We start from the raw sequence: 26,272 nt of genomic DNA, 5'->3' as shown, positions 1-26,272 counted from the left end.
CGGACCGGGCACAAGGAACGGATCAGAGGGGAACTTATAGGGCCGGAACCCCTTAAGACAAATGTCCGGCGGGGCTTTTACCACTTGATCAAAAGCGGATGACTCGCCTTCGCAATTTATGCAATATCGCCCGCAGCGGGGCACGGGTTGTGCCCCCGTTGATTGTTGCTTCGGTGGAGACGGCGGTAAACAACGCCGCACGGCGGAGCGACGTTGCAGAGGGACATCATGAACAAATCCAGTATCCTTGGCCTCGCCGTTGCCGCGACCGTGCTCGGTCTCGCAGTTCCGGCGCTCGCCGAAGACGTCAAGATCGGCATTCTTGGCGATCTGACCGGGCCGATCGAAAGCCTGGCGCCGCCGATCGTCGCCGGCGCCCAGCTGGCCTTCGACCAGGTCAACGCCCAGGGCGGCATCCTCGGCGGCGGCAAGATCGTCTCCGTCACCGGTGATAGCGCCTGCGATCCGTCCGTGGCCGGCCCGGCCGCCGACAAGCTCGTCAACACCGACCAGGTGACCGCCATTGTCGGCGCCTTCTGCACCGGCGCCACCATCGGCGCTGCCACTGCTGCCGGCATCCCGGGCGGCGTCGTGCAGATCTCGCCGTCGGCTTCGGCGCCGGCGCTCACCACGCTCGAAGACAATGACCTGGTCTTCCGCACCACTCCGTCGGACGCCTTCCAGGGCGTCAAGCTTGCTGACCTCTTGACCCAGAAGGGCATCAAGGACGTTGCCGTCACCTACGTGAACAACGACTACGGCAAGGGTCTCGCCGACGTGTTCGTCGCCCAGTTCACCGCCAATGGCGGCACTGTGTCGGCCAACATCGCGCATGAAGACGGCAAGGCCGACTATCGCGCCGAGCTCGGCCAGCTGTCCTCGGGCGGCTCGCAGAACCTCGTCATCCTCGCCTACGCTTCGGGCTCGGGCAAGACTGTGCTGCAGCAGGCCATCGAAGGCGGCGAATTCACCGCATTCGTCGGCGGCGACGGCATGATCGGCGACGACCTGGTGACCGGCCTCGATCCGGCTGCCGTCAACGGCAAGATCATCGCCACCCGCGCCGGTGCCTATACCGGTGCCTCGGCCGACACCTACATCAAGCTGGCGACCGATGCCGGCCAGGACCCGGCGGCGACCTATGCGCCGCAGGCTTACGACGCTGCGTTCCTCCTCGCCCTCGCGATCGAGAAGAACGGTTCGGCCAAGCGCGAAGGCCTTTCGGCCGCTCTGCGTGAAGTCGCTTCGGCTCCGGGCGAGAAGATCCTGCCCGGCGAGTGGGCCAAGGCGCTCGAGTTGATCAAGGCCGGCACCGACATCGACTATGATGGCGCTGGTGGTCCGGCGGACTTCGACAAGGCCGGCGACGTCGACGGCATCATCGTCGAGGTTGGCGTCACCGACGGCAAGTTCGTCGAAGTCGGCCCGGTGAAGTAAGCACCTTCCCGAGGCCTCAGGCCTGCACCAATTCCGAGGCCCGGGAGCGATCCCGGGCCTTTTTCTTTTGCCGCCTCTTGCAAGCAGACCGTTGGTCTCTTAATTACAGACCATCGTTCTCTTATTGAGGTGCAGCCATGAGCTGGTCGACCAAGGACATTCCGGATCAATCGGGCAAGCTTGCCCTCATCACCGGCGCTACCGGTGGGTTAGGTTATGAAACCGCACTGGCGTTGGCGCGTGCCGGCGCCGACGTGGTGCTGACCGGCCGCAATGCCGATAAGGGCGCCGCCGCCCTCGCCCGCATCCGCGCCGAAGTGCCGCGTGCAAAGGTGTCGTATGAGAGTCTCGATCTCGCCGCTCTCGCCAATGTCGCCGCCTTCGCCGAGCGCTTCACCAGCGCGCACGACCATCTCGACATCCTCGTCAACAATGCCGGCGTCATGGCGCCACCGCAGCGCGAGCTGACCGCCGACGGGCTCGAGCTGCAGTTTGCCACCAACTACCTGTCCCACTTCGCGCTGACCGGCCTGCTGTTGCCGCTTCTGGTGGCGGCAGCAGCACCCAGGGTCGTCTCGCTCGCCAGCGTAGCAGCCCGAGGGGGCAGGATCGATTTCGCCAACCTGCAGTCCGAGCATGACTACAAGCCGATGGTTGCCTACAGCCAGACCAAGTTGGCTTGCCTGATGTTCGGCTTCGAGCTGCAGCGGCGCAGCGACGCTGATGGCTGGGGGATTGCGAGTATGGTTGCGCATCCCGGAGTGGCGCGAACCGAGCTGATCGTCAACGGCATGGGTGACTCGAGCCCAGCCGGCTTGGCCCGTCGCTATCTCTCCATGCTGTTCCAGCCGGTGCCGCAAGGCGCGCTGCCAACCCTGATGGCAGCTACCGACATCCATGCCAGACCTGGCGGCTACTATGGCCCGCGGGGGCTATTCGAGATCCGGGGATACCCGGGCGAAGCCTCGATCCCAGCCCAGTCGACCGACCTCGAGGTTGCCCGCAGGCTGTGGCAGGCCTCCGAGCAGCTGACCGGTATCCGCTTCCCCGATCGCGCCAGCGTTGCGGCTTGACAGTGGTCGCGGCGCGCCGCACCACAGCATCCGATGACCACGACGACATTCCAGCGGGCCCGAAAGCCCGAGGAGATCAGCGCACGCCGCGAGACCCTGCTCGCGGCGGCGGCTGAGTTGTTCGATGCCGAGGGCCCACTCGGCGCCGGCCTCAACGCTATTGCCGCCCGGGCCGGCTTTACCAAGTCCAATGTCTACCGTTACTTCGAGAGCCGCGAAGAGGTATTGCTGAGCCTGTTCCTCGCCGAGATGGAACACCTGGTTCCGGCGCTCTCGGCCGCTCTCGCCGCAACGCCCACAGGCGACCTCGACGCGCTGGCACGCTGCCTCACCGAGCAGTTCATCTCCCGGCCCCGGTTTGCGCACCTCGCTTCGATCCTCTCCAGCACGCTCGAGGCCAACGTCTCGGAGGACACCATCGTCATGGTGAAGCGCACCATGGGCGGCATGACCGCTGAGATGGCCGCGGCACTCCGCACCCGATTGCCAAAAGCGTCGACCGAGGATGCACTGTGGGCCATGGCCATGATCGGCTCGCTGGTCGTCGGCATGTGGCCGGGCGCCCATCCAGCGCCCGCCGCCGAGCGCGTGCTGTCCCGCCCGGAATTCGCCCGGCACCGCCCCAACATCGAACGCGACCTGCCCCGCGCCGTACGAGCGATCCTTGCCAGTATTGCTTAGCGGGTAGGTTGCTGCCGCCGGTGGCTGTGGCCCCCCCGTTGATCCCTCCCCGCAAGGGGAGGGAGACGCAAACTGCGATGTCAGTGTGAGGGTCTCCCTCCCCTTTGCGGGGAGGGGACAGGGGTGGGGGTCAGCCCGCACCGGCACCAGAGATCACGCCCCCAGCCGCCTCGCCTCGATCCGCTTCTCTTGGGCGCTGACCGTCACCTCCAGATGCTCCGCCTGCGCCACGTCGAGCACCTGGCTCGGCCGATAGGCGCAGACATTGCTGCCGCCGCGGTGGCGCACGCTGTCATAGAGCACGCCGTCTTCTCCAGCAGCCCGCAGGCCTTCGCCGAACGCCTGCCCCGCCGCATAGCTGTCGGAGGCATGCAGCTCCGGTTCGCTCCCGCGGATATCGCGATAGCTGCCCGCGAGCCGCGCCGTATAGCTGCGGAAGGTGCGCTGCAGCGTCTCCGTGCCGCGGGCCAGCGCTTCGCGCCTCAGATGATGCCCGACCTCGGCGATCGCAGTGACCAGCGCCGCCGCGGCGTACCAGGCGCCGAGCTCCGGCCCGTTGAAGCGCGAACCGCCCGGCGCTGCATGCAGGAACGCCGCCATGACGATGCTGGAATTGGCCCGGCCGAACACCCACTCGTGCTGCGGCAGGCGCGCCAGCCGCTGCCTGACCAGCCGGTCATTGGTCCAGCCGGCGAGCTCCATCACCGCCTCGGCATCGGCGGTGGTGGCGACAGTGTCGAACAGCCCGATCGGTGGAAATCGCGACGGGATCAGCCGATGGCTCGGCTGCGGGGCGGGCGCCTGCATCAGCGGATGACGATGTCGCTGTCTTCGTACGGGGTGAACGCCGCATCCAGCGCATTGGGTGGCATGTAAAGCCCACCGCGCGCCGCATCGAGGAAGCGCCGCACCGCCATCAGCCCGTCCTGCGTGCCCGAAGTGACCAGCGCCAGTGGCGGCTGCCCACCAAACAGCGGCGCCAGATGCGGCCCCTTGAGCCAGCGCACCCCTGCGGCCTCGTCGGCAAACAGCACACCCAGCGCCTGATGGATGCCGAACACCGCCGAGATGCGCAGCAGCGCATCGAGATCGAGCGTGAACGGCTGCAGCTCCCGCGCCAGCTTGGCCCAATGATGGTAGGTCGAGCGCGAGGGATAACCGAGCACCAGCCGCCGCTGCTCCTCATTGAGGCCCCAGAGCTCGGCGATGTTGAGGAACGTCCGGAGCGCCGGCCCGCTCAGCCGGCGCCGGTTGGGCGCCGTGAACCGGCCGAAATCGACGATGTCGTCGCTGCCATTCGCCGGTACGAACGCCGCCTGCGGCTTTTCACGGAACCCGAACTGCATGATACGCTCCTTGTCCGGATCAAGACATAGTCCAAATCCAGACAATTTACAAGCACACCCTCCAGATCTGGCCCGAGCCTGTCGCTACGCCTCGCGCCGCACCACTTCCGGGATCAAGCCACGCGGCGCGTAGCGGAGCGCGATGGTGATCACCACGCCGAGCACGAACACTCGCATCTGGCTGGCGCGCGACTGGATTTCTGGGATCGCGCCCCAGCCCATATCGGTCGACCAGTTCGAGATGTTGTTGAACAGCCACTGCGACACCGGATCGGAGATCATCCAGGTGATGTAGATCAGCAGCGCCCCGAACACCGCACCCCAGTTATTGCCCGCCCCGCCGACGATCACCATCACCCAGATCAGGAAGGTGTGGTTGATCGGCTGATAGGCGCCCGGATCGTAGATCTGCTGGAAGCTCACCAGCATGGCGCCGCCGATGCCCATCAGCACCGAACCGAGCACGAAGATCTCGAGCTGCCGCCGGGTGACGTTCTTGCCCATCGAGGCCGCGGCGATGTGGTTGTCGCGGATCGCCCGCATCATCCGGCCCCATGGCCCGCCATAGGCGCGCTGCACCAGGAAGAAGGCAACGGCGAGCACGATGATCACGAGGCCCAGGAAGCCCAGCCGCGCATAGATGAACGACTCCGAGATCGACACGCCCTGCGCCTGCAGGTCCTGCGGGATCGGTGTTGGCCACGGGATCGGCGACACGGTCAGCGTGCCGCGGGTCAGCCAGTCCATGTTCTTCAGCAGCGCGCGGATGATCTCCGAGATGCCAATGGTGGCGATGGCGAGGTAGTCGGTGCGGAGCCCCAGGCAGATCTTGCCCACCACATAGGCGACACCGGCTGCCAGCACCCCGCCGAACAGCCAGCCGAGCACCGGATGGAGACCGAGCCCACCGACCCAGCCGCCGCCGGAAGTCTCGATATAGGCCGCCGCCGGATCGATCTGGCTGCGATAGACGGTGTAGGCGACGATCCAGGCAAGAACGGTGACGACGCTCTTCCACCGCCCCTTGATGCCGATGCGATCGGCGTGCCGCGCCCCCCAGACCAGCAGGAACCCGGCGAGGAACGCCAGCAGCGCCTTGCCCAGCATCAGCGGCCCTTCCGAGCCCCAGAACTGCGCGTTGACCGGATAGGAGATGAAGGTGACGGCCGCGCCGCCCAGCATCAGCATGCCCATGATGCCGAAGTTGAACAGCCCGCCATAGCCCCACTGGATATTGAGGCCGAGCGCGATCAGTGCATAGGCAAAGCTCTGCACCAGGAGCAGCGAGATATTGGCGGCGCCGAGGAACCAGCCGATCACCGTGAACAGCACGAACAGGCCGGCGAACATCACGAGGGAGCGACGCGCGATCATGTCGAGGCTCCCTTGAAGATACCAGTCGGGCGCCACAGCAGCACCACCACGAGGATCACGAAGGCCACCGTCAGCTTGTACTCGGTCGGCACGATTGCCAGCGTCGCCGGCAGCTCGAACGGCAGTGAGCCGGCCACAGGCCTGAGCAGCACCGACCAGTTGAAGATCGCCAGCGTCTCGGCAAAGCCGATCAGGAAACCGCCGGCGATGGCGCCGTAGGATTGCCCCAGCCCACCGACGATTGCCGCCGCGAAGATCGGCAGGACGATGTTGAACGCCAGGTCCGGCTTCAGGTTGACGTCGAGCGCCAGCATGGTGCCGGCCATCGCCGCGAGCGAGCCGGCAATGATCCAGGTTACCCGCACCACCAGCTTGGTGTTGATGCCCGAAACCTGCGCCAGGTCGGCATTGTCAGCCATGGCGCGCATCGCCTTGCCGAGCCGCGAACGGGTGAGGAAGAAGTGCAGCGCCAGCACCGCCACCGCGGTGCAGAGCACCATCAGCAATTGCGGCTGGGTGAAGTTGATGGTGCGGGTGACGCCCTCGAGCGGCACCGGGATGCGCACCAGCTGCTTCTGCTCGGTCTCGAAGAACGAGTAGGTGCCCGAACCGAAGAACAGCCGGATCATCCCCTGGATGATCAGCGTCACGCCGATCGAGGCGATCAGCATGGTCACCGGTCGTGCCCCGCGTTTGCGCAGCGGCGCGTAGAACCCCTTGTCGAGCCCCAGCGCGATGATCGCGGCGAGGATCATCGCCAGCGGCAGCACCAGAAAGCCGGTCGGCACCACCGGGGTGGTGATGCCCAGCGCCGTTGCCGCCATGGCGAGCAGGAACGCGATGAACGCCCCCATGGTCATCATGTCGCCATGGGCGAAATGCGCGAAGCGCAGGATCCCGAAGATCAGCGTCACGCCGATGGCGCCGACCGCATAGATCGAGCCCAGCACCACGCCGGCGACGACGACGTTGTTGAAAAAGAAGATCAGTTCATTCATTGCCGTCAGCCCCCCAAGAAGCTCTTGGCGACTTCGGGATCGGCGATGAGCTCGGCGCCCGTGCCGGTGAAGCGGTTCTTGCCGGTGGCGAGCACGAACCCGCGCGAGGCAAAGGCCAGCGCCTGCCGCGCGTTCTGTTCGACCATCAGGATGGCGACCCCCGCCTTGTTGACCTTGACGATCTGCTCGAAGATTTCGAGCACGTAACGGGGGCTGAGGCCTGCCGACGGTTCGTCGAGCAAGAGGAGCTTGGGCTGGCTCATCAGCGCCCGGCCCATCGCCACCATCTGGCGCTGTCCGCCAGAAAGCTCACCCGCCGGCTGCCGGCGCTTTTCGCGCAGCACCGGGAACATGTCGTAGACCCATTCCATCGTCGGCTTGAAGTCGTCGGTCCGGGTGAACGCCCCCATCTCGAGGTTCTCTTCAACGCTCATCGAGGTGAAGACGTTCTTTTCCTGCGGCACGAAGCTCAGCCCCTTGGGCACCAGCCGGTCCGGCAGCGAGTTCTGGATCGCTTCGCCATGAAAGCTGATCGAGCCTTCGGTGACTTTTAAGAGCCCGAAGATCGCCTTCAGCGTCGTCGACTTGCCGGCCCCGTTCGGGCCGACGATCACGCCGATATCGGACTGTTCGATCGCGAGGTTAACGCCATTGAGGATCGGCGCGCCGCCGTATCCGCCGACGACGTCCTTGATGTCGAGCAGTGCCATTACGCGGCCTCCACCGGAGAGCCGAAATAGGCCTCGATAATCTCGGGGTTGGCACGGATCTCGCTCATCGGACCCTCGGCGATCTTCTCGCCCTGCGCCATGACGATCACCGGGTCGCACAGCCGCCCGATCAGATCCATGTCGTGCTCGATGACGAAGAAGGTGTAGCCGAGCTCCTGGTTCATCCGCTCGATATTGGCGGCCAGATCCTGCAGCAGCGTGCGGTTGACGCCGGCCGCCACCTCGTCGAGCAGCACCACCTTGGCGTCGACCATCATGGTGCGGCCGAGCTCCAGGAGCTTTTTCTGCCCACCCGAGAGGTTCCCAGCGAGCTCGTGCTTCACATGCCCGAGCTTCAGGAAATCGATGACGTCGAGCGCCTTCTGCCGCACCGAGCGCTCGGCCTGCTTGATGGCGCCGGGCATCAGCCAGGTCTTGACCAGGCTCTCGCCCGGCTGGCCCGAGGGCACCATCATCAGGTTCTCCAGCGCCGTCATGTTGGAGAATTCATGCGCGATCTGGAAGGTGCGCAGCATGCCGCGGTGAAACAGCTGATGCGGTTTCAGCCCGGTAACATCCTGGCCATCAAAGATAATCTGCCCGCTATCGGGCACGATATTGCCCGCGACCAGGTTGAACAGCGTCGATTTACCGGCGCCGTTCGGCCCGATCAGCCCGGTGATCGAACCGCGCTCGACCCGGAGCGAACAATCGTTGACTGCGCGCAAGCCGCCAAAGCGCTTGCTGACGTTCTTCACGTCGATGACTGCGTCGAAGGACACCCCGCCCCCGTCCTGATGAAATCGTTCTTCTTCGCGGCTTATGCCGGTTTTGCGGTCATCTGCGCATATGCACAAACACCGGTCAACCAAGCACCGCGTTTCGATTGGGGGCGGCTATTATAGGGTTGTGGAGACTTTGACCAGACGGTCAAAGCGCCGCGAGCACTGCGTCGGCCGTTCTGTGGTTTGGCGCCAACAGGATGTTGTAGAGCGTCGCCAGCCGCGTCAGCGATTTGATATCGACGTCATGCGGCATGGCGGTCAGCGGATCCTGGAAGAACACCAGCGCATCGAGCCGGCCCTCGGCGATCATTGCGCCCAGCTGCGCATCGCCGCCCAGCGGCCCGCTGAGCAGCCGCGTCACCGGCAACCCGGTGCCGTCGGTCACCCGTCCACCGCTGGTGCCGGTGCCCCACAGCTCATGCAAGGCGAGCTTGTCCCGGTTGAGCTTCGCCCAGGCGACCAGTTCGTCCTTCTTGTCGTCGTGCGCCACGAGCCCGATACGCGCCATGGGAAATCTCCGGAGGTAGTCGTCGGAGGTTTTCTGCACGGCTCACGCCTTGAGCGCAATGGCCTCGGCAAGCAGGATCGCGATCTCGTCCTCGGGGATCGGCGTGCCCGGCTCGAACCGGATGAAGCGCACCTGCTTGCCGTCGCCCTCGAGCAAAGGCGAACTCAGCAGCCGCCCATGCTCGAACACCAGCGAGACGTGATCCTCCATCGGGAAGATGGCGCAGACGAACCCGGCGGTGGGGTGCCGGTAGTTGACCGAGCCCCAGCCGAGCCGCGCCTTGGCGTCGAGGTCTGGCCGCACCGAGAGCAGCGTCAGCGCCAGGTTCTGCGCGAGATCCGCGACGGGTTGCGGGAAGGACCGTACGATTTGCAGGAGGTCGGCGACCATTTCAGTCGACCGAGAGTCGGATTGTGCCATGGCTCATCTCGAGGCCCATTGGATCGATCATGGTCATGGCCTCGCTCTGGGCCATCTCTTCCATCATTTTGCCGCTGGCCGCCAGTGCGGCTTCGTGCGTCTGCCAGAACACGATGTCGACATAGCTGCCGTCATCCCGCTCGGCCAGGTGGCGCGACACGAACCCCGGCTGCCGCTTCAGCCAGTCGCTGATCGCCGCATTGGCATCGATGAACTGCTGGCCGCTGCCGCGGGCCAGCCGAAAGGTGACGAGCTCGAGTGTCTGGGTCATGAACAAAACCCTCTCCGTTGTAACGCGGAAGAGGGTTTCGCATGGATCACCTGACACCGAGTGTCAGGGTTATCGCCGGCGGCTCACAATTGTGAGCCGCCCAGCATTTGTCGAAGCAGAATCCGGGCGGATCAGAACTCCGCCCAGTCCTTGTCGATCGCGGCATTGCCCTGGCTCAGATACGAGCTCGCGGCCTTTTTCACCCGCTCCTGCAGGCCCTTGATGCCGCGGGCCGGCGGCGCCACCTGCACCACCCGCTGCGGCGCGGCGCCCGAGATGGTGAAGATATCGACGATCCGGTCGAGCTCGTTCACCTGCCCGTCGGTCTGCTCGATCGCCGCGTTGGTCTCCTCGACCAGCGCCGCATTGTGCTGCGTCATCTCGTCGAGCTGGCGCACCGCGGTGTTCACCTCTTCGATCGCCGAGGCCTGTTCGCGGCTGTCGCGTGCAATGCCGTCCATCAGCAGGTTGCTCGAACGCGCTGCCTCCAGCATGGCGACGAGCCGCGCTGCGGCGTCCGCCACCAGCTTCGAGCCAGTCTTCACTTCCGTGCCCGATTGCTCGATCAGCGCCTTCACCTCGCTCGAGGCGCTGGCGGCCGATTGCGCCAGCCGCCGCACTTCCACCGCGACCACCGCAAAGCCCTTGCCGGCATCACCGGCGCGCGCCGCTTCCACCGAGGCGTTGAGGGCGAGAAGGTTGGTCTGGAAGGCGATGTCGTCGATCAGCCCGATGATGTTGGAGATCTTTGCCGACGACTGGGTGATCCGCTCCATCGCCGCGTTGGCGTCGCCCATCACCTGCCCACCTTCTTCGGCGGTACGGGTGACGGTGCTCGCCACTTCGCTTGCTTCGCGGGCCCGCTCGGCATTCTGCAGCACGGTGGTGGAAAGCTGCTCCATCGCCGCCGAGGTTTCCTCGATCGTCGCCGCCTGCTTGGTGGTGCGTTCGCTGAGGTCGTTGGCGCCCGAGAGGATCTCGCCGGTCGCCGTCTTCAGCGAGCGCGAGGTTTCCTTGAGCTGGCCGACGATGTGGCTCAGCTTGTCGCCCACCGCATTGGTGTCATCGCGCAACCGGGCGAAGGCGCCCTCATACTGGCCTTCCATCCGCTTGGTGAGGTTGGTGTCGGCCAAAGCCGCCAGCACTTCACCGGTCTCGCCGAGGCCGCGATCGACGGTGGCGACGAGGTTGTTGATCGAGCCGGCAATGGCGTTGAGCTCGGCATCGGGGAATTCGGTTTCCACCCGGCGCGAGAAATCGCCGGCCACCGCCGCATCCACCACCTGGCCGAACGCCTTCTGCAGCTCGGCCATCATGGCGCTGCGCGCCTGTTGGTCGCGGATGATCCGCGCCGCATCCGCTTCGGTCATCTCGGCCACCTTGAGGCCGTTGGCGCGGAACACCTCGACGGCTTTCGACATGTCGCCAATCTCGTTGCGCATCGCGCCGAACGGCACTTCGACGCTGTAGTCGCCATCGGCGATCTTGCGCATCACCCCGGTCATCCGGCTGATCGGCTTGGCGATTGCCGTACCGAGCCAGGCGAACGCCAGAAGGCCGAGCGCAAAGATCACCACGCCGCCGATCAGGAGGTTCAGGAGCTGCGCTTCGGAGTCGGCGAGCAGCGTCGACTGCGGCACGGCGACGACCACCGTCCAGGCCGCATCGGCGCCGGGCAGGTCGACCTTGCGGGCATTCATCTTCCAGGTCTGGCCGGCGGCTTCGCCGGTCGACGAGAATGTCTCGGACGAGGCCATGGCTTTCAGCGCCTCGAGCGCCCACGGCTCGCTCACTTCCGTGCCGATCAGCTTGGGATCGGGGTTCAGCACCCAGACATTGCGCTGGTTGATGATCCCCATGAAGCCATTGCCCATCGGCGGCTCGCTGCCGAGCTTGGCGGCCAGCACCGCCGAGTCGAAGGCGACGCCGCTCATGCCGACGGCCTTGCCCGAGGGATCTTTGATGATGTTGGTGAAGCTGGTGTAGAGCTTGCCCTCGATATTGTCGGGGCCCGAGATCGCCGCGACACCCGCCTTCAGCGGTCCGGTGAACCAGCTGTCAAAGCCCGCCGGACTGTCGAGCGAACCATAGCCCACCGTGCCGTCCGCCTTGTTCTCGGCGAGAATGCCGACATGGTTGCCGCTGATCAGGAAGTGCGACCCGGCAAAGGTCGGGCGCGCATAGAGCGCCGAGTCGGGCGAGAACATCATGTAGACGCCCAGCGCCCCCGGCAGGCTTGCCAGCTGCTTGGTGACGATCGTGCCATAGGTGGTCGGCGACGTATCGTGGTTGGCGAGCAGCGCCTCGGCGGTGCGCGCCGTCGAATCGGCCGCCACCGCAAAGCCGGTCAGGAACGTCTTGATCGACTCGGCTTGCGTCTCGGCCAGCCCGCCGACCACTTCGTCGGCCTGCGCCAGGTCCTGGGCGCGGTTGCTGGAGACCACGTAATAGAGCGATGCGCCGATCGCGACCGTGAAAATGGCGGCGGCGGCAAGAATGATTGAGCCCCGAAGCTTCAGCGACGGCAGCTTGAATTTGGTCTTGGCGGGCATGGAGGGGTCGTAGTCCTTCTGGAGTGTCGACGAGCTGAAATGCGTCCTGCGTCTCACCAGGGATCACAGCATGGCAGCGTTAACATCGCGTCAAACGGCGATGCTTCCGGGTAGGACTTTTGGTTGAAATGTGGCGGCCGGCGGTCGGATCGGCGGCCCGCCCCCTTCACGCTGCGCGGGAGCTACGCCCGATGCCACGGGCGTCGACGGTGAAGATGTCGGCGATGCCGTCGACTTCGCCGGCCTGTGCCTCGGTCTGCTCGATCGCGGCATTGATCTCTTCGACCAGCGCCGCATTGTGCTGCGTCATCTCGTCGAGCTGCCGCACCGCGGCGTTGACCTCGTCGATCGAGCCTGCCTGCTGCCGGCTGTCGTCGGCGATCGCCGCCATCAGTGCATTGGAGCGGCGCGCCGCCGCCAACATGGCTTCGAGCTTGTCGGCCGCCTCGGCAACCAGCTTGGTGCCGCCGCGCACTTCGGTGCCCGATTGCTCAATCAGCACCTTCACTTCGCTCGAGGCCTGTGCCGCCGATTGCGCCAGCCGCCGCACCTCGACTGCCACCACCGCAAAGCCCTTGCCGGCCTCGCCCGCCCGCGCTGCTTCGACCGAAGCGTTGAGCGCCAGCAGGTTAGTCTGGAAGGCGATGTCGTCGATCATGCCGATGATGTTGGAGATCTTCGCCGATGACTGGGTGATCCGCTCCATCGCCACATTGGCCTGCTGCATCACAGCGCCGCCCGCTTCCGCAGTGCGGCTGACGTCCTCGGCGACATGCCGTGCGTCCTCGGCCTTCTCGGCATTGGCCCGCACCGTGTCAGCCAGCAGCGTCATCGCCGCGCTGGTCTCTTCGATGGTCGCTGCCTGCCGCGTCGTCCGCTCCGACAGATCGTTGGCGCCCGAGAGGATCTCGCCCGTCGCCGTCTTCAGCGAGCGCGAAGTCTGCTTCAGCGTCAAGACGATGTGGCTGAGCTTTTCCGCCACCTCATTGGTATCGTCGCGCAACTGCCCAAGGGCGCCCTCATAGCTGCCCTCGATGCGGTGCGTCAGGTCGGTATCGGCCAGCGCCGCCAGCGCCGCGCCGGAATCGCCGATGATCCGCTCCACCGTCCCGACCAGCGTGTTGACGCTTCCGGCCAGCCGGTTCAGTTCCTCGTCGGCAAAGCGGGTGGCCACCCGCCGCGAGAAATCGCCTGAGGTCGCGGCATCCACCACGTCGCCAAAGCTCTGCTGCAGCGACTGCATCATCTCGGCCCGCTCGGCCCGGCGCTGCTCCAGCGCCAGGCGCTCGTCCTCGGTCAGCTCCTGCACCTTCAGTGCATTGGCGCGGAACACCTCGACATTGCGCGCCATCTCGCCGATCTCGTTGCGGAGACCGGTATAGGGGATCGCCGTTTCGAGCGCGCCGCCGGCCACCAGCCGCATGCTTTTCGACAGCATCGGTACCGGCCGCATCAGCCGCGACGCCGCGAACACCGAGAGCGCGCCGATTACCAGCACCGCCACAGCGCCGACCAGCGCCAGCAGCTGCAGCCCCTCACTCGCCGTCGCATCGATCTCCGCTTTCGGAATGCCGACATAGATGAGCCCGATCACCTCGTTGTTGAGGTTCTGGATCGGCCGGTAGATGGCATAATAGGGAACACCCAATACGTTGGCCTCGCCCTGGTAGGTGCCGCCGGCAACCACCACCGGATAGGCCGCGCCGTCGCGCGCCAGCGGCGTGTCGAGGATCCGCTCGCCCTTGTCATCGAGGATGGTGGTCGACTTGCGGGTGAAATCCTGGGTTTCCGCGTCGAACACAAACAGCGTCGCTGTATCGCCGGTCACCCGCCCGATCGTGTCGATCAGGTCGTGGTTGCGGAATTTCGGCATCGCCTTGGCTTCGATCTTTTCGAGCTCGCCCGCCTCGTTCCAGAAGATGTCGGAGTTCGGCAGGTTCACCTCGAGGATCGCCGCGGCAATCCTGAGGTCTGCCGCAAGCCGCTGGTTGGCGGTGTCGCGCGTATTGGCGGCAAGCATCGTCCACACCGCGAACAGCACGGTCGCGATGGCGACGGTGACCGTGAGGAACACCATTGCCGAGATCGTCGTGGTGAGCGTCAGCCCACCCAGAGTCTTCGAATTGATTGTGCTCTGCGAAGAGGTCGTGGCCATTCTAGCCCCCATGTCGCCGTGGCTTTCGTGCCCGGCATCCCCGCTCATCCCCATCGCCGACGATAGGGAAGCTTCCTTAATCGCCGGTTGACCCAACCGCCCCAACCCGAACCAGGCAGCAAATCCCATGAGCAGCGCCAGGATCGCGCTGATCCCGCCGATCCGGGTGAGCCGTCCGCCCGCCTCGGCGATCCGCTGCTCCAGCAACTGCCGCATATCGGCGCCGGAGGCGCGGCCCAACGCCAGCGCCGCATCCTGGAACGCATCATGCGCCGCATCGAGCCCGGCCCAGTCAAAAGCCGATCGCGCCCTGGCATCGGGGATCGCCGTGATGCCTGCCGCCACCCGCTCTGCCAGCGCCGTCGCCGCCGCGGTGTAAGCCTTGCCCTCTGCCGTAGTCCGGCCGCCGGCGGTCGCTGCGCGGAACTCGGCCAAGACCTCTTCAAGCCGCGCCAGCTCGGCCGGCTGCACCGCGACCGCGTAGCGGGTGGCCTCTATCAGCGCCGGCGACAGTGGCGCCGCATTGGCCGCCTGCGGCACCTCGATCAGTTGCTCTGCACCTGGATCGGCACGGAGCCCGGAGCTGTCATGGATACGCTGCACCAGCATCGCCGCGGCATTGCGCGCCGCGGCCGGATGCGCCCCGGCGGCCAGTTCCGCCTTCAAGGCGTCGTAGGCCCGCGACAGCGAGGCCGTGCCAAATTGCGCATCGCCGCTCCGCGCCGCCTCGGCGAGCGCCGGATCGGCCGCCGGCAGCGCGCCGTCCCGGGCGAGCCCGACCAGTTCCGGCAGCACCAGCCCAGCATACCGCACCCCATCGGCCTCGCGTTGCGCTGCCTCGATCTGGGCCGTCGTCTGCCACCCCAGATAGAGCCCGCCGGCAAGCGGCAGGGCCCCGATGACGAGAGCGGCTATGGTCCGGGTGAGTTTGCGCATTGTTGTCCCTTCTGGACGTTTCGCGAGGACCGTCAGGTTTTGCGGTTAGAACTCCGCCCAGTCCTTGTCGACCGCGGCATTGCCATGGCTCAGGTATGACTTGGCGGCGGTGCGCACCTTATCCTGCAAAGCCCGGATACCCTTGGCCGGCGCTTCCGCGGCGCGCGCCGGCGCCTGCTGCGCTTCGATGCGGAACACTTCGACGATCCGGTCGAGTTCCGTGGCTTGTGCCTCGGTCTGCTCGATCGCGGCGTTGGTTTCTTCGACCAGCGCCGCGTTGTGCTGGGTCATCTCGTCCATGGTGCGGACGGCGGCGTTGACCTCTTCGATCGCCGACGCTTGTTCCTGGCTGGCCCGCGCGATCGAATCCATCAGTTCGTTCGAGGAACGCGCCGCCACCAGCATCGCTTCGAGCTTGGCCGCGGCTTCCGCCACCAGCTTCGAGCCGCCCCGGACTTCCGTCCCCGACTGCTCGATCAGCGCCTTCACTTCGCTGGACGCCCCGGCAGCCGACTGCGCCAGCCGCCGCACTTCTACCGCCACCACGGCAAAGCCCTTGCCGGCATCGCCAGCCCGCGCCGCTTCCACCGACGCGTTGAGCGCCAACAGGTTGGTCTGGAAGGCGATGTCGTCAATCATCCCGATGATGTTCGAGATCTTGCCCGAGGACGCGGTGATCCGCTCCATCGCTTCGGTCGCCTGATGCATCACCTGGCCACCGTCTTCGGCAGTCCGCGTCACCGTCGCCGCAACATTGGAGGCATCCTTGGCCCGTTCGGCATTGGCGAGCACCGTGCCGGAGAGCTGCTCCATCGCCGCCGAGGTCTCCTCGATCGTCGCCGCCTGCTTGGTGGTCCGCTCGCTCAGATCGTTGGCGCCTGAGAGGATCTCGCCCGTCGCCGTCTTCAGCGACCGCGAGGTGCCCTTGAGCTGGCCGACGATCTCGGTCAGCCGTTCGGCCACCGCATTGGTGTCGTCTTTCAGCCGCGCAAAGGCGCCGCCATACTGGCCGTTCACCCGCTGCGTCAGATCGGTCTGCGCCAGCGCCGACAGCACGTCACCGGTTTCGATCAGCCCGCGATCGACGGTCGCGACCAGTTCGTTGACGCCATGCGCCAGTGCGTTCAGTTCCTGATCCGGAAACTCCGCCTCGACGCGCTTACTGAAATCGCCCGAGATCGCCGCCTCGACCACTTCGCCGAACGCCTTCTGCAACTCCTGCATCATCGCCGTGCGCTCGACGCGTCGCTGCACCGAGGCCGTCCGCTCGCCCTCGGTCATTTCGGTGACCTTCAGCGCGTTCTCCTTGAACACCTGCACGGCCTTGGCCATGTCGCCGATCTCGTCGCTGCGGCCGGCGCCCTTCACCTCGGTGTCGAGCTTGCCGTCGGCCAGCGCCTCCATCGTCTCGGTCAGCCGGCTGATCGGCTTCGAAATGCTGCGCGAGAACAGCACGCCCACCACGGCGGCCAGCGCCAGCAGCCCCGCGCCGATCGCCAGCATGGTGTTCCTCAACTGCGCCACCGGCGCAAACGCCTCGTCTTCGGCAATGGTGGTGACCATCGCCCAGGTGGTGCCGTTGAACGTAACCGGCGTGGCGTTGGCCAACATCCGCATGCCGCGATAGTCGGTGGTGACGCCGCTGGCGGCGTTCCCCGCCAAAGCCGCCTCGACCACTGGGTTGTCATAGACGGCGCTCAGCGTGTCATCGCCTTCGGAGAATACCGAGTCCGAGCGCATCAGCTTGTCGGCGCCGACATAGAAGCTCTCGCCGGTCTGGCCGAGCTGGGTGTTTTCCTGCAGCATCTGGTTGATCGGGGCGACCGGCATCTGGATCGCCATCACCCCCATCAGCTTGCCGCGCACGTCGATCACCGGCGTCGCGATGAAGCTCGCCGGCGAGCCGGCGATCGCATAGATCGAGGCGTCTTCGTAGGCCACCTGCCCGCGCTCGGTCAGCGCCAGCGCCTTGCGGTAGACCCGCCCCAGGCCGCTATCGGCCATGTCGCCGCCCTCGGCGAAGTTCGACGTGAAGTCGTCGTTCTTCATCACCGAGTAAACGAGGTTGCCCGCCGTATCGAACATGTAGAAATCGCGGTAGCCGCGCAGCTCCAGCTGCCGACGGAATGTCGCCTGCACCTTGTCGTGCGTGGTGTCGTAATTAGTCCGGCCCTTGTCGTTGATATCGAGCAGCTGCCGCTGCCCGGCCGGGTGCGGGTTGTTGGTGATGAACGCCTCGCGCAGCACCACGATCGGGTCACCCGGCGGCGTTGCCTTGGCGAAGCTCTTCCACGCGATGGCGAAGTCGCGCACCGCGTTCACCGCGCTGTCGGTCGCGGCGCTGTTCACCAGGTCCGCTTCGATGGTCTTCAGATAGGTGGAGAACTTGTCGGCGTGGCTCGAGGCCACCGTCTGCATCTGCCGCGCGCTCATGTCGGCGACAATGCCCGAGCCGATCACGTAGCTTCCGAGCCCCACGCCGACACTGACCAGCAGCGCCGAGCCCACCATTGCCAATGGCAGCTTCTGGGCAATCTTGAATTTCGGAAGCCAACCCATGCTAAAATATCCCCCCAGTATTGGCCGTCCGGGGGAGCGGCAATCCTGCCGCAGCGAAACGGAAGCATCCTGCTTCCGCTGTTCACGCCGCCTCATCCCCCAAGGCCCGTGCACAACCTGGCGGAGACTAGGCATCGCGCCTTAATTTCTGATTACGGAACGACACGTAGTGCGCTCTGCACTTGCGGGCGAATAGCCGGCGGTCTGCGCAAAGAAGAGGCGGCTAGTAAACGCCCTTCTTCTTTGCCGACAATCAACCACCACAGCTTCACCAAACTCGATGTCATCCCAGCGAAAGCTGGGACCCATCTATCCGCTGGTGCAGGCGGTGGGTTGGGTCCCAGCTTTCGCTGGGATGACACCGGTGTAGCGGGACGCTCGGTTACCCCCTGGAGGGCGCCGCCTAGAACTCGGCCCAATCCTTGTCGACCGCCGCGTTGCCGCGGCTGAGATACGACTTGGCCGCTACGCGCACCTTGTCCTGCAAGGCGCGGATGCCCTTGGCTGGCGGCTCCATCGCCCGCACCGGCGCGGCGTCGCCGATACGGAACACCTCGACGATCCGGTCAAGCTCCGTCGCCTGCGCCTCGGTCTGCTCAATCGCCGCGTTGGTTTCTTCAACCAGCGCCGCATTGTGCTGGGTCATCTCGTCCATGGTGCGGACAGCCGCATTCACTTCCTCGATTGCCGAGGCCTGTTCCTGGCTGGCCCGGGCGATCGAATCCATCAATTCGTTCGACGACCGCGCCGCCACCAGCATCGCTTCGAGCTTGGCCGCGGCTTCCGCCACCAGCTTCGAGCCACCCTTCACCTCGCTGCCCGACTGCTCGATCAGCACCTTCACCTCGCTCGAGGCGCTGGCCGCCGACTGCGCCAGCCGCCGTACTTCCACGGCCACCACGGCAAAGCCCTTGCCGGCATCGCCGGCCCGCGCCGCTTCCACCGAGGCGTTGAGCGCCAACAGGTTCGTCTGGAAGGCAATGTCGTCGATCATCCCGATAATGTTCGAAATCTTGCCCGACGAGTGGGTAATCCGCTCCATCGCCTCGGTCGCCCGATGCATCACCTGCCCGCCGTCTTCGGCGGTCCGCGTCACCGTTGCCGCGACATTCGACGCGTCCTTGGCCCGCTCGGCATTGGCGAGCACCGTGCCCGACAGCTGCTCCATCGCTGCCGAGGTCTCCTCGATCGTCGCCGCCTGCTTGGTGGTGCGTTCCGAGAGATCATTGGCGCCCGACAGGATCTCGCCCGTCGCCGTCTTCAACGAGCGCGAGGTCTGCTTCAGCCCCATGACGATTTCGCCGAGCTTTTCGGCCACCGCATTGGTGTCGGTCTTGAGCCTGAGGAACGCGCCCTGGTAGTCGCCGCGCACTCGGTGGGTGAGGTCGGTATGGGCCAGCGCCGCCAGCACCTCGGCCGTCTCGCTCATGCCACGATCGACCGTCGCCACTAGCTCATTGACCCCATGCGCCAGCGCATTGAGCTCCTGGTCGGGGAACTCCGCCTCGACCCGCTTGGTGAAATCGCCTGATATCGCCGCATCCACCACCTCGCCGAACGCCTGCTGCAGCGTCTGCATCATCTCAGTCCGGTCGGCCCGGCGCTGGATCGAAGCGGCGCGCTCGCCTTCGGTCATCTCGGTGACCTTCAGCGCATTCTCCTTGAACACCTGCACGGCCTTGGCCATGTCGCCGATTTCGTCGCTGCGGCCGGCGCCCTTCACTTCGGTATCGAGCTTACCCTCGGCCAGCGCCCCCATGGTCTCGGTCAGCCGGCTGATCGGCTTCGAGATGCTGCGCGAGAAAAGCAGGCCCACCACCGCTGCCACTGCCAGCAGGCCCGCGCCGACCAGCAGCATCATGTTGCGCATCTCGGCCACCGGCGCGAAGGCTTCGTCTTCGCTCATCGTGGTGACCATCGCCCACTTGGCGCCGTTGAACTCCACCGGCAGCGCCGTGGCGATCATCCGCATGCCGCGATAATCCGTGGTGACGCCATCCGCCCGATTGCCCGCCAGGGCCGCGTCGACCACCGGATAGTCGTAGCTGGCGCTCAGCGTGTCATTGTCCGTGGAGAACACCGAGTCCGACCGCATCAGCTTGTCAGCGCCGACCAGGATGCTCTCGCCGGTCTGCCCCAGATTGGCATTGTCCTGCAGCATCAGGTTGATCGGCCCGATCGGCATTTCGATCGCCATCACCCCGATCAGCTTGTTGCGCGCGTCGAATACCGGCGTCGCGAGAAAGCTCGCCGGCATGCCGGCCACCGCATAAAGGCTTAGGTCCTCGAATGCCACCTTGCCCGGCTCGGTGAACGCCGCGGCACTGCGGAAGGCCCGGCCCAGCCCGCTATCGGCGAGCTCGCCGCCCTCGGCGAAGTTCCGCGCGAAATCGTCGTTCTTCATCACCGAGTAGACGAGGTTGCCCTTGGGATCGAACAGGAACAGGTCCGAATAGCCACGCGCCTCGAGCTGGCGGCGGAAGTTCGGATGCACCTTGGAATGGAGGAAATCGTAGTTCCACTTCTTCGCGCCCGGCGCCTGCTGCGGCGTATCGAGCGCCTGCCGTGCGCCGGCCGCGTTGGGGTTGTTGTCGATGTAATTGCCACGCAACGTGGCGATGGGGTCAGCGGCGGGCTTGGAGGTGGCGAACTGGCCCCAGCCGATGGCGAAATCGCGCAGCGTCGTCTGCACGCTTTCCGCCGCCGCCTGGTTCACCAGGTCCGCCTCGATGGTTTCGAGATAGGTCTCGAACGACTTCACCCGGTCGCCGGCCGCCATCTGCATCTGCCGGATGCTCATCTGGTCGACGGTGCTCGAGCCGATCAGGTAGCTGGCGATACCGACGCCGGCGCTGACCAGCAGCGCCGAACCGACCAGTGCGAGCGGCAGCTTCTGCGCGATCTTGAATTTTGGCAACCAACCCATGCGCCTGCTCCTCCTGGATGCGGCCGTCTGGGGAGGAAATGCCGAGGGCGGAGCGCAGCTACGGCGCCCGCATCACGTCGACCCTCCCCCAAGGCCCGTGCACGACTGGGCAAAGACTGGCAGCGGCGGATTAATTTCGTGTTACGGAACGATGCGTAGCGAGCCCAGCATTTCCGGGCATGTAGTCGATTACATTGGCCGCCCGAAAATGCCTGTCGGCACAGCCAGTTGCACCAAAAGCAAAGGCCGCCCGGAGGCGGCCTTGCTAGCTTCAGCAGGAGGCTGTGCTTACGACAGCACGCCGATCACCGCCTCGATGCGCTTCTTCATGGTCGAAGCGTCGAACGGCTTGATGATGTAGTTGTTGACGCCCGACGAAATCGCTTCCTTCACCTGCTCCTTGTCGGAGCGGCCGGTGGCCATGATGAACGGCATGCCCTGCGTCTTGGGGTGCTTGCGGATGACGCGCAGCAGCGTCAGCCCGTCGATATCGTCCATGTTCCAGTCGGAGATGATCAGGTCGACGCTGCTCTTTTCGAGCTTGCCGAGCGCATCGCGTCCCGACTTGGCTTCGACGATGTTGGTGAACCCCAGCTGGGTGAGGATGTATTTACAGATGCCCCGCATGGACTGCTGGTCATCGACGATCATCACACTGACTGCACTTGCCTTCGGCATCGTTACGCTGCGCCTTCTAGCTGCCCGAAATACGCCCGGGTCGCGTATCATAAAACCCTAGGCACATTCCGTTACCAAACCTTCAATCAGAACCCGCGTTATGCTGCGGATTTGAGCCGAGTGAGCGCTGCCGCGAGCCGCGCCGCGATGCCTTCGACCGGCGCCTGCTCGATCACCGCCCCTTCTTCGAAGGCCACCCGCGGCATGCCATAGACCAGCGCCGAAGCCTGGCTCTGCCCCACGGTGTAGGCTCCTGCCTCGCGCATCAGCTTGAGCCCCCGCGCCCCGTCGCGGCCCATGCCGGTGAGGATGGCGCCCACCGCCATCGGCCCGACGGTCTTGGCCACCGACTCGAACAGCACGTCGACGCTCGGCCGGTGCCCGGACATCAGTTCGTCCTGCGTTACTCGGCACTTGAGCTGGCCCGAGCTGCGCTCGACCCGCAAATGAAAATCGCCGCGCGCCACATAGGCGTGGCCGGCCAGCAGCGGCATGCGGTCCTCGGCTTCCACCACCTTCAGCTCGGTCAGCTCGTCGAGCCGCCCGGCAAAGCGGCTGGTGAACCCGGCCGGCATATGCTGCGCGATGACGATCGGCGGGCAATCGGGCGGCATCTGGCTCAGCACCACGCGGATCGCCTCGACCCCGCCGGTCGATGCCCCGATGGCGATCAGCGCACCGGTCGGCGCCGCCGCGGTGCGCACCGGCACCTTGGCCGTCGGCGCCTTCAAGGCGCGGCCCTTAACGTCGGAATGGGCGGCCGCCCGCACCTTCTGGCGCAGGTTCTCACCGAACGCATCGAGCCCGCCCGACAGCGACGCGTTGGGCTTGGCGACGAAATCCACCGCCCCCAGTTCCAGCGCCAGCAGCGTCTCGCTCGCCCCCTTGGTGGTCAGCGTCGAGACCATCACCACCGGCAGCGGATGGAGCCGCATCAGTTTATCGAGAAACTGCAGCCCGTTCATGTTGGGCATCTCGATATCGAGCGTCACCACGTCCGGGTTGAGGTCCTTGACCTTGGAACGCGCATCGATCGGATCCTCGGCCGTGCCGACGACGACGATATCGCCATCCTTGCCCAGCGTGCGGCTCAGCACCTCGCGAATGAGTGCGGAATCATCGACGACCAGCACCTTTATGCTCATGCTGCGTCCCTCGCCTTCTGCTGTGCGCGTGCCTGATAGATGGTCTTGCCGACCAGCCGGAAATTGGCGCCGCCAGCGCCCAGGTTCTCGGAGTGTCCGATATAGAGAAAGCCGTCCGGCACCAGGATCGCTCCCAGCCGCGCGAACAGTTCGCCCTGCGTCTTCTTGTCGAAATAGATGGCGACGTTCCGGCAGAACACCGCGTCGAACGGCCCCTTCATCGGCCAGGGGTTGTGCATCAGGTTGAGCGGCTTGAAGGCGATCAGCTCGCGCACCGCCATCGGGATCTGCACCTGGCCGGCGCCGGCGCGCTCGAACAGCGAGGCGCGCTCGCGCGACAACCCGTTGAGCTCGGCTTCCGGGTAAACCCCGCCCGCGGCCTTGGCGACGACATTGGTGTCGATATCGGTGGCAAGGATGCGGAAATCCCAGCGCTTCAGCTCGGGGAAGGCGGCAAGCAGGCTCAGCGCGATGGTGTAGGGCTCCTGCCCGGTCGAGCAGCCGGCAGACCAGATCCGCAGCTTCGGCCGCCCGTTGGCGCCCATCCGCGGCCGCTGCGCCATCACCTGCCGCACATAGGTCTCGAGATGCTCGAAGTGATGGTCCTCGCGCCAGAACCGCGTCAGGTTGGTGGTCAGCGCGTTGATGAATTCCTGCGCGTCGGCGGGCGTGCCCTGCCGCTCGAGATAATCGAGATAGGCATCGAACGAGTTGAGCCTGAGCGCACGAACGAGCTTGCCCAGCCGCGACACCACGAGGGTGCGCTTGGCCTCCGACAGCGAGATTCCGGCTTCCTGATAGACGCGTGCCTTGACCCGATTGAACTCGCGGTCACTGAGGGCAAATTCGCCCTGATCCATACTGCCCCCTGTAGGCCTATTCTAGGCCGAGCGTCTGCGCGCCGGGAGTTGCAGGGCTTTCGCCGCTTCCGAGCCGACCGCAGCGACGCTGCCGTCCAGCCGGGCGATGGCGCCGCTGCCCTCATCCAGTGCACCGGCGATCATGTCCGTCTCATTGCTTAGATTCTCTAAATGTCCGCCGAGGCCGGAGAGAATCTTTTTGAGCGACGCCGCTTCCTCGACCGAGGCGCTGGCCTCGCGCCGCGAGGTGCCGACCAGCGATTTGATCTCGCGCGCCGCCTTCTGCGTCGCCTGCGCCAGGGTGCGCACCTCGGCCGCCACCACCGCAAAACCGGCGCCCTTCTCGCCGGCCCGCGCCGCTTCCACCGCGGCGTTGAGCGCCAACAGGTTAGTGCGGAAGCTCACGTCCTCGATGCTCGACACCATCCGGTCGATCTCGGCCGTGGTGTGCTCCACCCCGCCGACCGAGGCGCTGGTGCGCTGCACGGCGAGCGCCGCATCGGCCGCCAGCGCCACCGCCTGCCGCTCCAGCACCCGCACCGCCTGCGCCTTGGCACGCCCCTTCTCGATGGCGCGCGACGCCACGGTGAGCCCCGCCCGGCTCTGGTCGGCGAGCTCGGCGAGGCTGGTGACGCTGGCCCGGTAGCGGTCGATGGCCCTGAGGATCGCTTCCATCTTGGCCTCGAGATGGGCCCGCGCCATCAGCGCTTCCTCGCGCTCGACAAGGATGGCGTTGAGGTCCTGCTCGAACTGCCTGAGCTCCGGCGCCATTGCTCCGGCGCCCATCAGTAAGAGCGCATCGATCTCCTCGCCGCGCAGCAGCTGGCCGATGGCCTTGACCGATTTGTCGAACTGCTCGAGCGCCCCGCCCAGCGCCTTCAGCGCCGGCGAATGCTGCATGCCCCAGTCGTCGAAACGGAACCCGGTGCGGCCGTTGGAGAGCGCGGTGACGAAGGCATCGAAATCGTCGTCGGCGATATGGTAGCCGGCCGGGGTAAACTCGAGGATCGAGCGCCCGCCGCCCAGTTCGCGCCGCTCGGCCACGAAGCGGCGGTCGCCGACGGTGACGATGCTCTCCTCCGCCATGTCCTCGAGCAGCACGCGGCCGCCCAGCACGTCGGAGATCAGCCCGCCTTCCTCGGCTTTCGGTTCAACCAGCACCAGGCCGTTGCTGACCCCGAGGATCTCGCCATCGGCATCGACCAGTGCCGCCGGCTGCCGCATGCTGCCGAACGCCGCCTTGAAGTTGTAGGCTCGATCCAGCCGCGTGCAGAGGCTCTGCACGACCGCTTCGAGGCTGGTGGCCTCGCCCGCTCGCACCCCGACCGCCTGGCCGATGGCGGTGAGCCGCTCGGAGAACGCCCGATCGGCGCGCAGCCCGACGATCACCGCGCCCGTCGCCGCCGCCGCGGCCGCAACACCCGCCAGCACCGCGCTCACCAGCCCGACGCCGAACAGCAGCACGCCGCCGACCGCGATCAGCAGAGCGGCAAGCCAGCATAGATTAGCGATGAGCGCCATGCGCAAGCGCCGCACGAATCACCGAGCCCCGGCGGGCCTCCCCAGGCCCTCGCTGCGACCCTAAAACCGGAATGGTTAATCAAACCTATACTTGCCGGGGGAGGCGTAAGAACTTGGTAATGATGCGTGTGGCGACGCCGGGAAAGCAGCCGAGCCGCCTCAGAACAGTTCGATGTCGTCGACCACCGGCTTGGTGATGACGCTGCGACGGCTGGCCGCCACGGCCAGTTCTTCCCTGGCGATCGAAGCGTTGGCGGTGTTGTCGAGCCGCTTGATGAAGGCGCGGCCGGAATAGGGCTTGAACATCACCCGGCGCGCATAGCTGCCGCCGAGATCTTCCTTGGCCATCTCGTAGCCTTCGTTGGCGAGGAACTCGCGTACGAACTCGATGTTCTTGAGCCCGATATCGTCGAGCGCGCCATTGATCTTGCCGCCGCCGAACACCTTGATCTCAAGGTTGGCCTTGCGGCCGGTGCCGCGCGTCAGCACCTTGTTGATCAGCTGTTCCATGGCGAACGCGCCATAGCGCGCCGAGGCGCCGTAGCGATCCGCCGCCGAGGCCGATTGCTCGGCGAGGAGGAAATGGTTCATGCCGCCGACATTGGCGATCCGGTCGCGGACGCAGGCCGACACGCAACTGCCGAGCACTGTCGAGAAGGTCAGATCCACCTCGTTCGACACCAGGCAATCGCCCTGATGAACGGTCGTCACCACACCACGATCGAACTCGGGAGGCAGTGAACTCGACATGACCATAGTGACGTGAGATCCAGGATAGAGCGGCATGTCATCGTTACCGTCAATTCGTTAGTGAAGCGCTAACCAAAAGCCTCGCGTCCACCCTGATGCCGCTCCATTCGCAAGGAGCCATTCAGAAATCCACGCTAGGGTCCGCTGGCACTACGGGGGTTTTCTCTACATGTCTCTGCAAAGGCTCGCCCGCGAGCTCGATGAAACCGCGCGTCAGACCGCCGGCATGGTGGAAGGCGTCACTCAGGCCCTCGAACTGCTCGCCGACAAGTCGGTCTCGGCCGACGAAGCGCGCCGCGAGGCCGCCCGGATCATCATCAACGCCCTGCAGGGCCAGGACCGCATCGAGCAGCGCTGCCAGAACATGGCGCTCGCCGTCCGCCAGTTCGCCCTCCTGCCCCCCGATGCCCCGCAATCGGTCTATGACGAGATCTGGTCAAGCCTGGTGCTCGACGAGCTGCGCATCCCCGCCCTCTCCGGCAGCGCCAGCTTTGGCGTGCACGGCGAAGCCGAGCTGTTCTGAAGCGCTTCCGCGCTTGAGTTGGGCTCGACCTGACCCCATCCACCGGCTGTCATCCCAGCGAAAG

The 26,272-nt window shown here is 65.7% G+C and carries 22 protein-coding genes; 4 read left to right on the top strand and 18 right to left on the bottom strand.

Going from position 1 to position 26,272, the window contains the following annotated elements; all coding sequences use genetic code 11:
• The first annotated feature begins 228 nt into the window (after positions 1–228).
• The 3 genes from ACSQ23_RS10225 to ACSQ23_RS10215 all read left to right on the top strand — a co-directional run bounded on the left by ACSQ23_RS10225 (position 229) and on the right by ACSQ23_RS10215 (position 3,191).
• Complete coding sequence (locus ACSQ23_RS10225; protein WP_197421420.1) at positions 229–1,437, top strand: ABC transporter substrate-binding protein; 1,209 nt, start codon at positions 229–231, stop codon at positions 1,435–1,437.
• A gap of 137 nt (positions 1,438–1,574) precedes the next feature.
• Entirely contained in the window at positions 1,575–2,510 is a 936-nt protein-coding gene (locus ACSQ23_RS10220; RefSeq protein WP_056003512.1) for an SDR family oxidoreductase, read from the top strand.
• Between the two features lie 33 nt (positions 2,511–2,543).
• On the top strand, positions 2,544–3,191 hold the full coding sequence (locus tag ACSQ23_RS10215) for a TetR/AcrR family transcriptional regulator (protein ID WP_056003515.1): 648 nt from the start codon (positions 2,544–2,546) through the stop codon (positions 3,189–3,191).
• 153 nt (positions 3,192–3,344) lie between these two features.
• Here ACSQ23_RS10215 and ACSQ23_RS10210 read toward each other — a convergent pair whose 3' ends face one another.
• The 18 genes from ACSQ23_RS10210 to ACSQ23_RS10125 all read right to left on the bottom strand — a co-directional run bounded on the left by ACSQ23_RS10210 (position 3,345) and on the right by ACSQ23_RS10125 (position 25,646).
• Complete coding sequence (locus ACSQ23_RS10210) at positions 3,345–4,001, bottom strand: RES family NAD+ phosphorylase (protein WP_056003927.1); 657 nt, start codon at positions 3,999–4,001, stop codon at positions 3,345–3,347.
• The gene (locus ACSQ23_RS10205) at positions 3,998–4,537 is read right to left on the bottom strand and encodes an MbcA/ParS/Xre antitoxin family protein (protein WP_082533612.1); all 540 of its coding nucleotides are present in this window, start codon (positions 4,535–4,537) and stop codon (positions 3,998–4,000) included. Before ACSQ23_RS10205 ends, ACSQ23_RS10210 begins: the two co-directional genes overlap by 4 nt.
• 84 nt (positions 4,538–4,621) lie before the next feature.
• Positions 4,622–5,911, bottom strand: a complete 1,290-nt coding sequence (locus ACSQ23_RS10200) for a branched-chain amino acid ABC transporter permease (RefSeq protein WP_056003518.1) — start codon at positions 5,909–5,911, stop codon at positions 4,622–4,624.
• A complete protein-coding gene (locus ACSQ23_RS10195) occupies positions 5,908–6,909 on the bottom strand; it encodes a branched-chain amino acid ABC transporter permease (protein ID WP_055886816.1) in 1,002 nt (333 codons plus the stop codon). Before ACSQ23_RS10195 ends, ACSQ23_RS10200 begins: the two co-directional genes overlap by 4 nt.
• Before the next feature lie 5 nt (positions 6,910–6,914).
• The gene (locus ACSQ23_RS10190; RefSeq protein WP_055886819.1) at positions 6,915–7,619 is read right to left on the bottom strand and encodes an ABC transporter ATP-binding protein; all 705 of its coding nucleotides are present in this window, start codon (positions 7,617–7,619) and stop codon (positions 6,915–6,917) included.
• Positions 7,619–8,401 carry an ABC transporter ATP-binding protein gene (locus tag ACSQ23_RS10185; RefSeq protein WP_055886822.1) on the bottom strand — a complete coding sequence of 261 codons (783 nt, stop codon included), beginning with the start codon at positions 8,399–8,401 and terminating at the stop codon, positions 7,619–7,621. Before ACSQ23_RS10185 ends, ACSQ23_RS10190 begins: the two co-directional genes overlap by 1 nt.
• Positions 8,402–8,549: 148 nt before the next feature.
• Positions 8,550–8,912: a methylglyoxal synthase gene (locus ACSQ23_RS10180; RefSeq protein ID WP_082528507.1), complete on the bottom strand. Its 363-nt coding sequence runs from the start codon at positions 8,910–8,912 to the stop codon at positions 8,550–8,552.
• A 42-nt stretch (positions 8,913–8,954) separates the two neighbouring features.
• The gene (locus ACSQ23_RS10175) at positions 8,955–9,332 is read right to left on the bottom strand and encodes a DUF1801 domain-containing protein (protein ID WP_082528508.1); all 378 of its coding nucleotides are present in this window, start codon (positions 9,330–9,332) and stop codon (positions 8,955–8,957) included.
• Positions 9,304–9,603, bottom strand: coding sequence for an antibiotic biosynthesis monooxygenase family protein (locus ACSQ23_RS10170; RefSeq protein WP_156384782.1), 300 nt, complete (start codon positions 9,601–9,603; stop codon positions 9,304–9,306). The genes ACSQ23_RS10175 and ACSQ23_RS10170 overlap by 29 nt, the downstream gene beginning before the upstream one ends.
• A 131-nt stretch (positions 9,604–9,734) precedes the next feature.
• On the bottom strand, positions 9,735–12,155 hold the full coding sequence (locus ACSQ23_RS10165; protein ID WP_436090533.1) for a methyl-accepting chemotaxis protein: 2,421 nt from the start codon (positions 12,153–12,155) through the stop codon (positions 9,735–9,737).
• 166 nt (positions 12,156–12,321) lie between these two features.
• Positions 12,322–15,246, bottom strand: a complete 2,925-nt coding sequence (locus ACSQ23_RS10160; RefSeq protein WP_436090532.1) for a methyl-accepting chemotaxis protein — start codon at positions 15,244–15,246, stop codon at positions 12,322–12,324.
• Positions 15,247–15,291: 45 nt separating this feature from the next.
• Positions 15,292–17,805 (bottom strand): methyl-accepting chemotaxis protein, encoded by a 2,514-nt coding sequence (locus tag ACSQ23_RS10155; RefSeq protein ID WP_436090531.1) that lies wholly within the window; start codon positions 17,803–17,805, stop codon positions 15,292–15,294.
• Between the two features lie 403 nt (positions 17,806–18,208).
• On the bottom strand, positions 18,209–20,731 hold the full coding sequence (locus ACSQ23_RS10150) for a methyl-accepting chemotaxis protein (protein WP_436090530.1): 2,523 nt from the start codon (positions 20,729–20,731) through the stop codon (positions 18,209–18,211).
• Between the two features lie 288 nt (positions 20,732–21,019).
• Positions 21,020–21,409 (bottom strand): response regulator, encoded by a 390-nt coding sequence (locus ACSQ23_RS10145; protein ID WP_055886854.1) that lies wholly within the window; start codon positions 21,407–21,409, stop codon positions 21,020–21,022.
• A gap of 98 nt (positions 21,410–21,507) precedes the next feature.
• A complete protein-coding gene (locus ACSQ23_RS10140) occupies positions 21,508–22,554 on the bottom strand; it encodes a protein-glutamate methylesterase/protein-glutamine glutaminase (RefSeq protein WP_056003535.1) in 1,047 nt (348 codons plus the stop codon).
• Positions 22,551–23,414: a CheR family methyltransferase gene (locus ACSQ23_RS10135; protein WP_055886862.1), complete on the bottom strand. Its 864-nt coding sequence runs from the start codon at positions 23,412–23,414 to the stop codon at positions 22,551–22,553. The genes ACSQ23_RS10140 and ACSQ23_RS10135 overlap by 4 nt, the downstream gene beginning before the upstream one ends.
• Before the next feature lie 21 nt (positions 23,415–23,435).
• A complete protein-coding gene (locus ACSQ23_RS10130; RefSeq protein WP_436090529.1) occupies positions 23,436–24,935 on the bottom strand; it encodes a methyl-accepting chemotaxis protein in 1,500 nt (499 codons plus the stop codon).
• 159 nt (positions 24,936–25,094) lie between these two features.
• Entirely contained in the window at positions 25,095–25,646 is a 552-nt protein-coding gene (locus ACSQ23_RS10125; protein WP_436090528.1) for a hypothetical protein, read from the bottom strand.
• Between the two features lie 208 nt (positions 25,647–25,854).
• On the opposite strand from ACSQ23_RS10125, the gene ACSQ23_RS10120 reads away from it, so the two are divergent.
• Complete coding sequence (locus ACSQ23_RS10120; protein WP_436090527.1) at positions 25,855–26,208, top strand: hypothetical protein; 354 nt, start codon at positions 25,855–25,857, stop codon at positions 26,206–26,208.
• Positions 26,209–26,272: the final 64 nt, after the last annotated feature.

Source organism: Devosia sp. LjRoot16, assembly GCF_964252795.1.
GTDB lineage: Bacteria > Pseudomonadota > Alphaproteobacteria > Rhizobiales > Devosiaceae > Devosia_A.
This window is presented reverse-complemented; position numbering and strand designations above follow the sequence as displayed.

Bases quoted from the DNA above. Each gene is read 5' to 3' on its own strand.
- ACSQ23_RS10225 (WP_197421420.1), top strand. From the start codon at position 229: ATGAACAAATCCAGTATCCTTGGCCTCGCCGTTGCCGCGACCGTGCTC.
- ACSQ23_RS10220 (WP_056003512.1), top strand. From the start codon at position 1,575: ATGAGCTGGTCGACCAAGGACATTCCGGATCAATCGGGCAAGCTTGCC.
- ACSQ23_RS10215 (WP_056003515.1), top strand. From the start codon at position 2,544: ATGACCACGACGACATTCCAGCGGGCCCGAAAGCCCGAGGAGATCAGC.
- ACSQ23_RS10205 (WP_082533612.1), bottom strand. From the start codon at position 4,537: ATGCAGTTCGGGTTCCGTGAAAAGCCGCAGGCGGCGTTCGTACCGGCG.
- ACSQ23_RS10200 (WP_056003518.1), bottom strand. From the start codon at position 5,911: ATGATCGCGCGTCGCTCCCTCGTGATGTTCGCCGGCCTGTTCGTGCTG.
- ACSQ23_RS10195 (WP_055886816.1), bottom strand. From the start codon at position 6,909: ATGAATGAACTGATCTTCTTTTTCAACAACGTCGTCGTCGCCGGCGTG.
- ACSQ23_RS10190 (WP_055886819.1), bottom strand. From the start codon at position 7,619: ATGGCACTGCTCGACATCAAGGACGTCGTCGGCGGATACGGCGGCGCG.
- ACSQ23_RS10180 (WP_082528507.1), bottom strand. From the start codon at position 8,912: ATGGCGCGTATCGGGCTCGTGGCGCACGACGACAAGAAGGACGAACTG.
- ACSQ23_RS10175 (WP_082528508.1), bottom strand. From the start codon at position 9,332: ATGGCACAATCCGACTCTCGGTCGACTGAAATGGTCGCCGACCTCCTG.
- ACSQ23_RS10170 (WP_156384782.1), bottom strand. From the start codon at position 9,603: ATGACCCAGACACTCGAGCTCGTCACCTTTCGGCTGGCCCGCGGCAGC.
- ACSQ23_RS10165 (WP_436090533.1), bottom strand. From the start codon at position 12,155: ATGCCCGCCAAGACCAAATTCAAGCTGCCGTCGCTGAAGCTTCGGGGC.
- ACSQ23_RS10160 (WP_436090532.1), bottom strand. From the start codon at position 15,246: ATGCGCAAACTCACCCGGACCATAGCCGCTCTCGTCATCGGGGCCCTG.
- ACSQ23_RS10155 (WP_436090531.1), bottom strand. From the start codon at position 17,805: ATGGGTTGGCTTCCGAAATTCAAGATTGCCCAGAAGCTGCCATTGGCA.
- ACSQ23_RS10150 (WP_436090530.1), bottom strand. From the start codon at position 20,731: ATGGGTTGGTTGCCAAAATTCAAGATCGCGCAGAAGCTGCCGCTCGCA.
- ACSQ23_RS10145 (WP_055886854.1), bottom strand. From the start codon at position 21,409: ATGCCGAAGGCAAGTGCAGTCAGTGTGATGATCGTCGATGACCAGCAG.
- ACSQ23_RS10140 (WP_056003535.1), bottom strand. From the start codon at position 22,554: ATGAGCATAAAGGTGCTGGTCGTCGATGATTCCGCACTCATTCGCGAG.
- ACSQ23_RS10135 (WP_055886862.1), bottom strand. From the start codon at position 23,414: ATGGATCAGGGCGAATTTGCCCTCAGTGACCGCGAGTTCAATCGGGTC.
- ACSQ23_RS10130 (WP_436090529.1), bottom strand. From the start codon at position 24,935: ATGGCGCTCATCGCTAATCTATGCTGGCTTGCCGCTCTGCTGATCGCG.
- ACSQ23_RS10120 (WP_436090527.1), top strand. From the start codon at position 25,855: ATGTCTCTGCAAAGGCTCGCCCGCGAGCTCGATGAAACCGCGCGTCAG.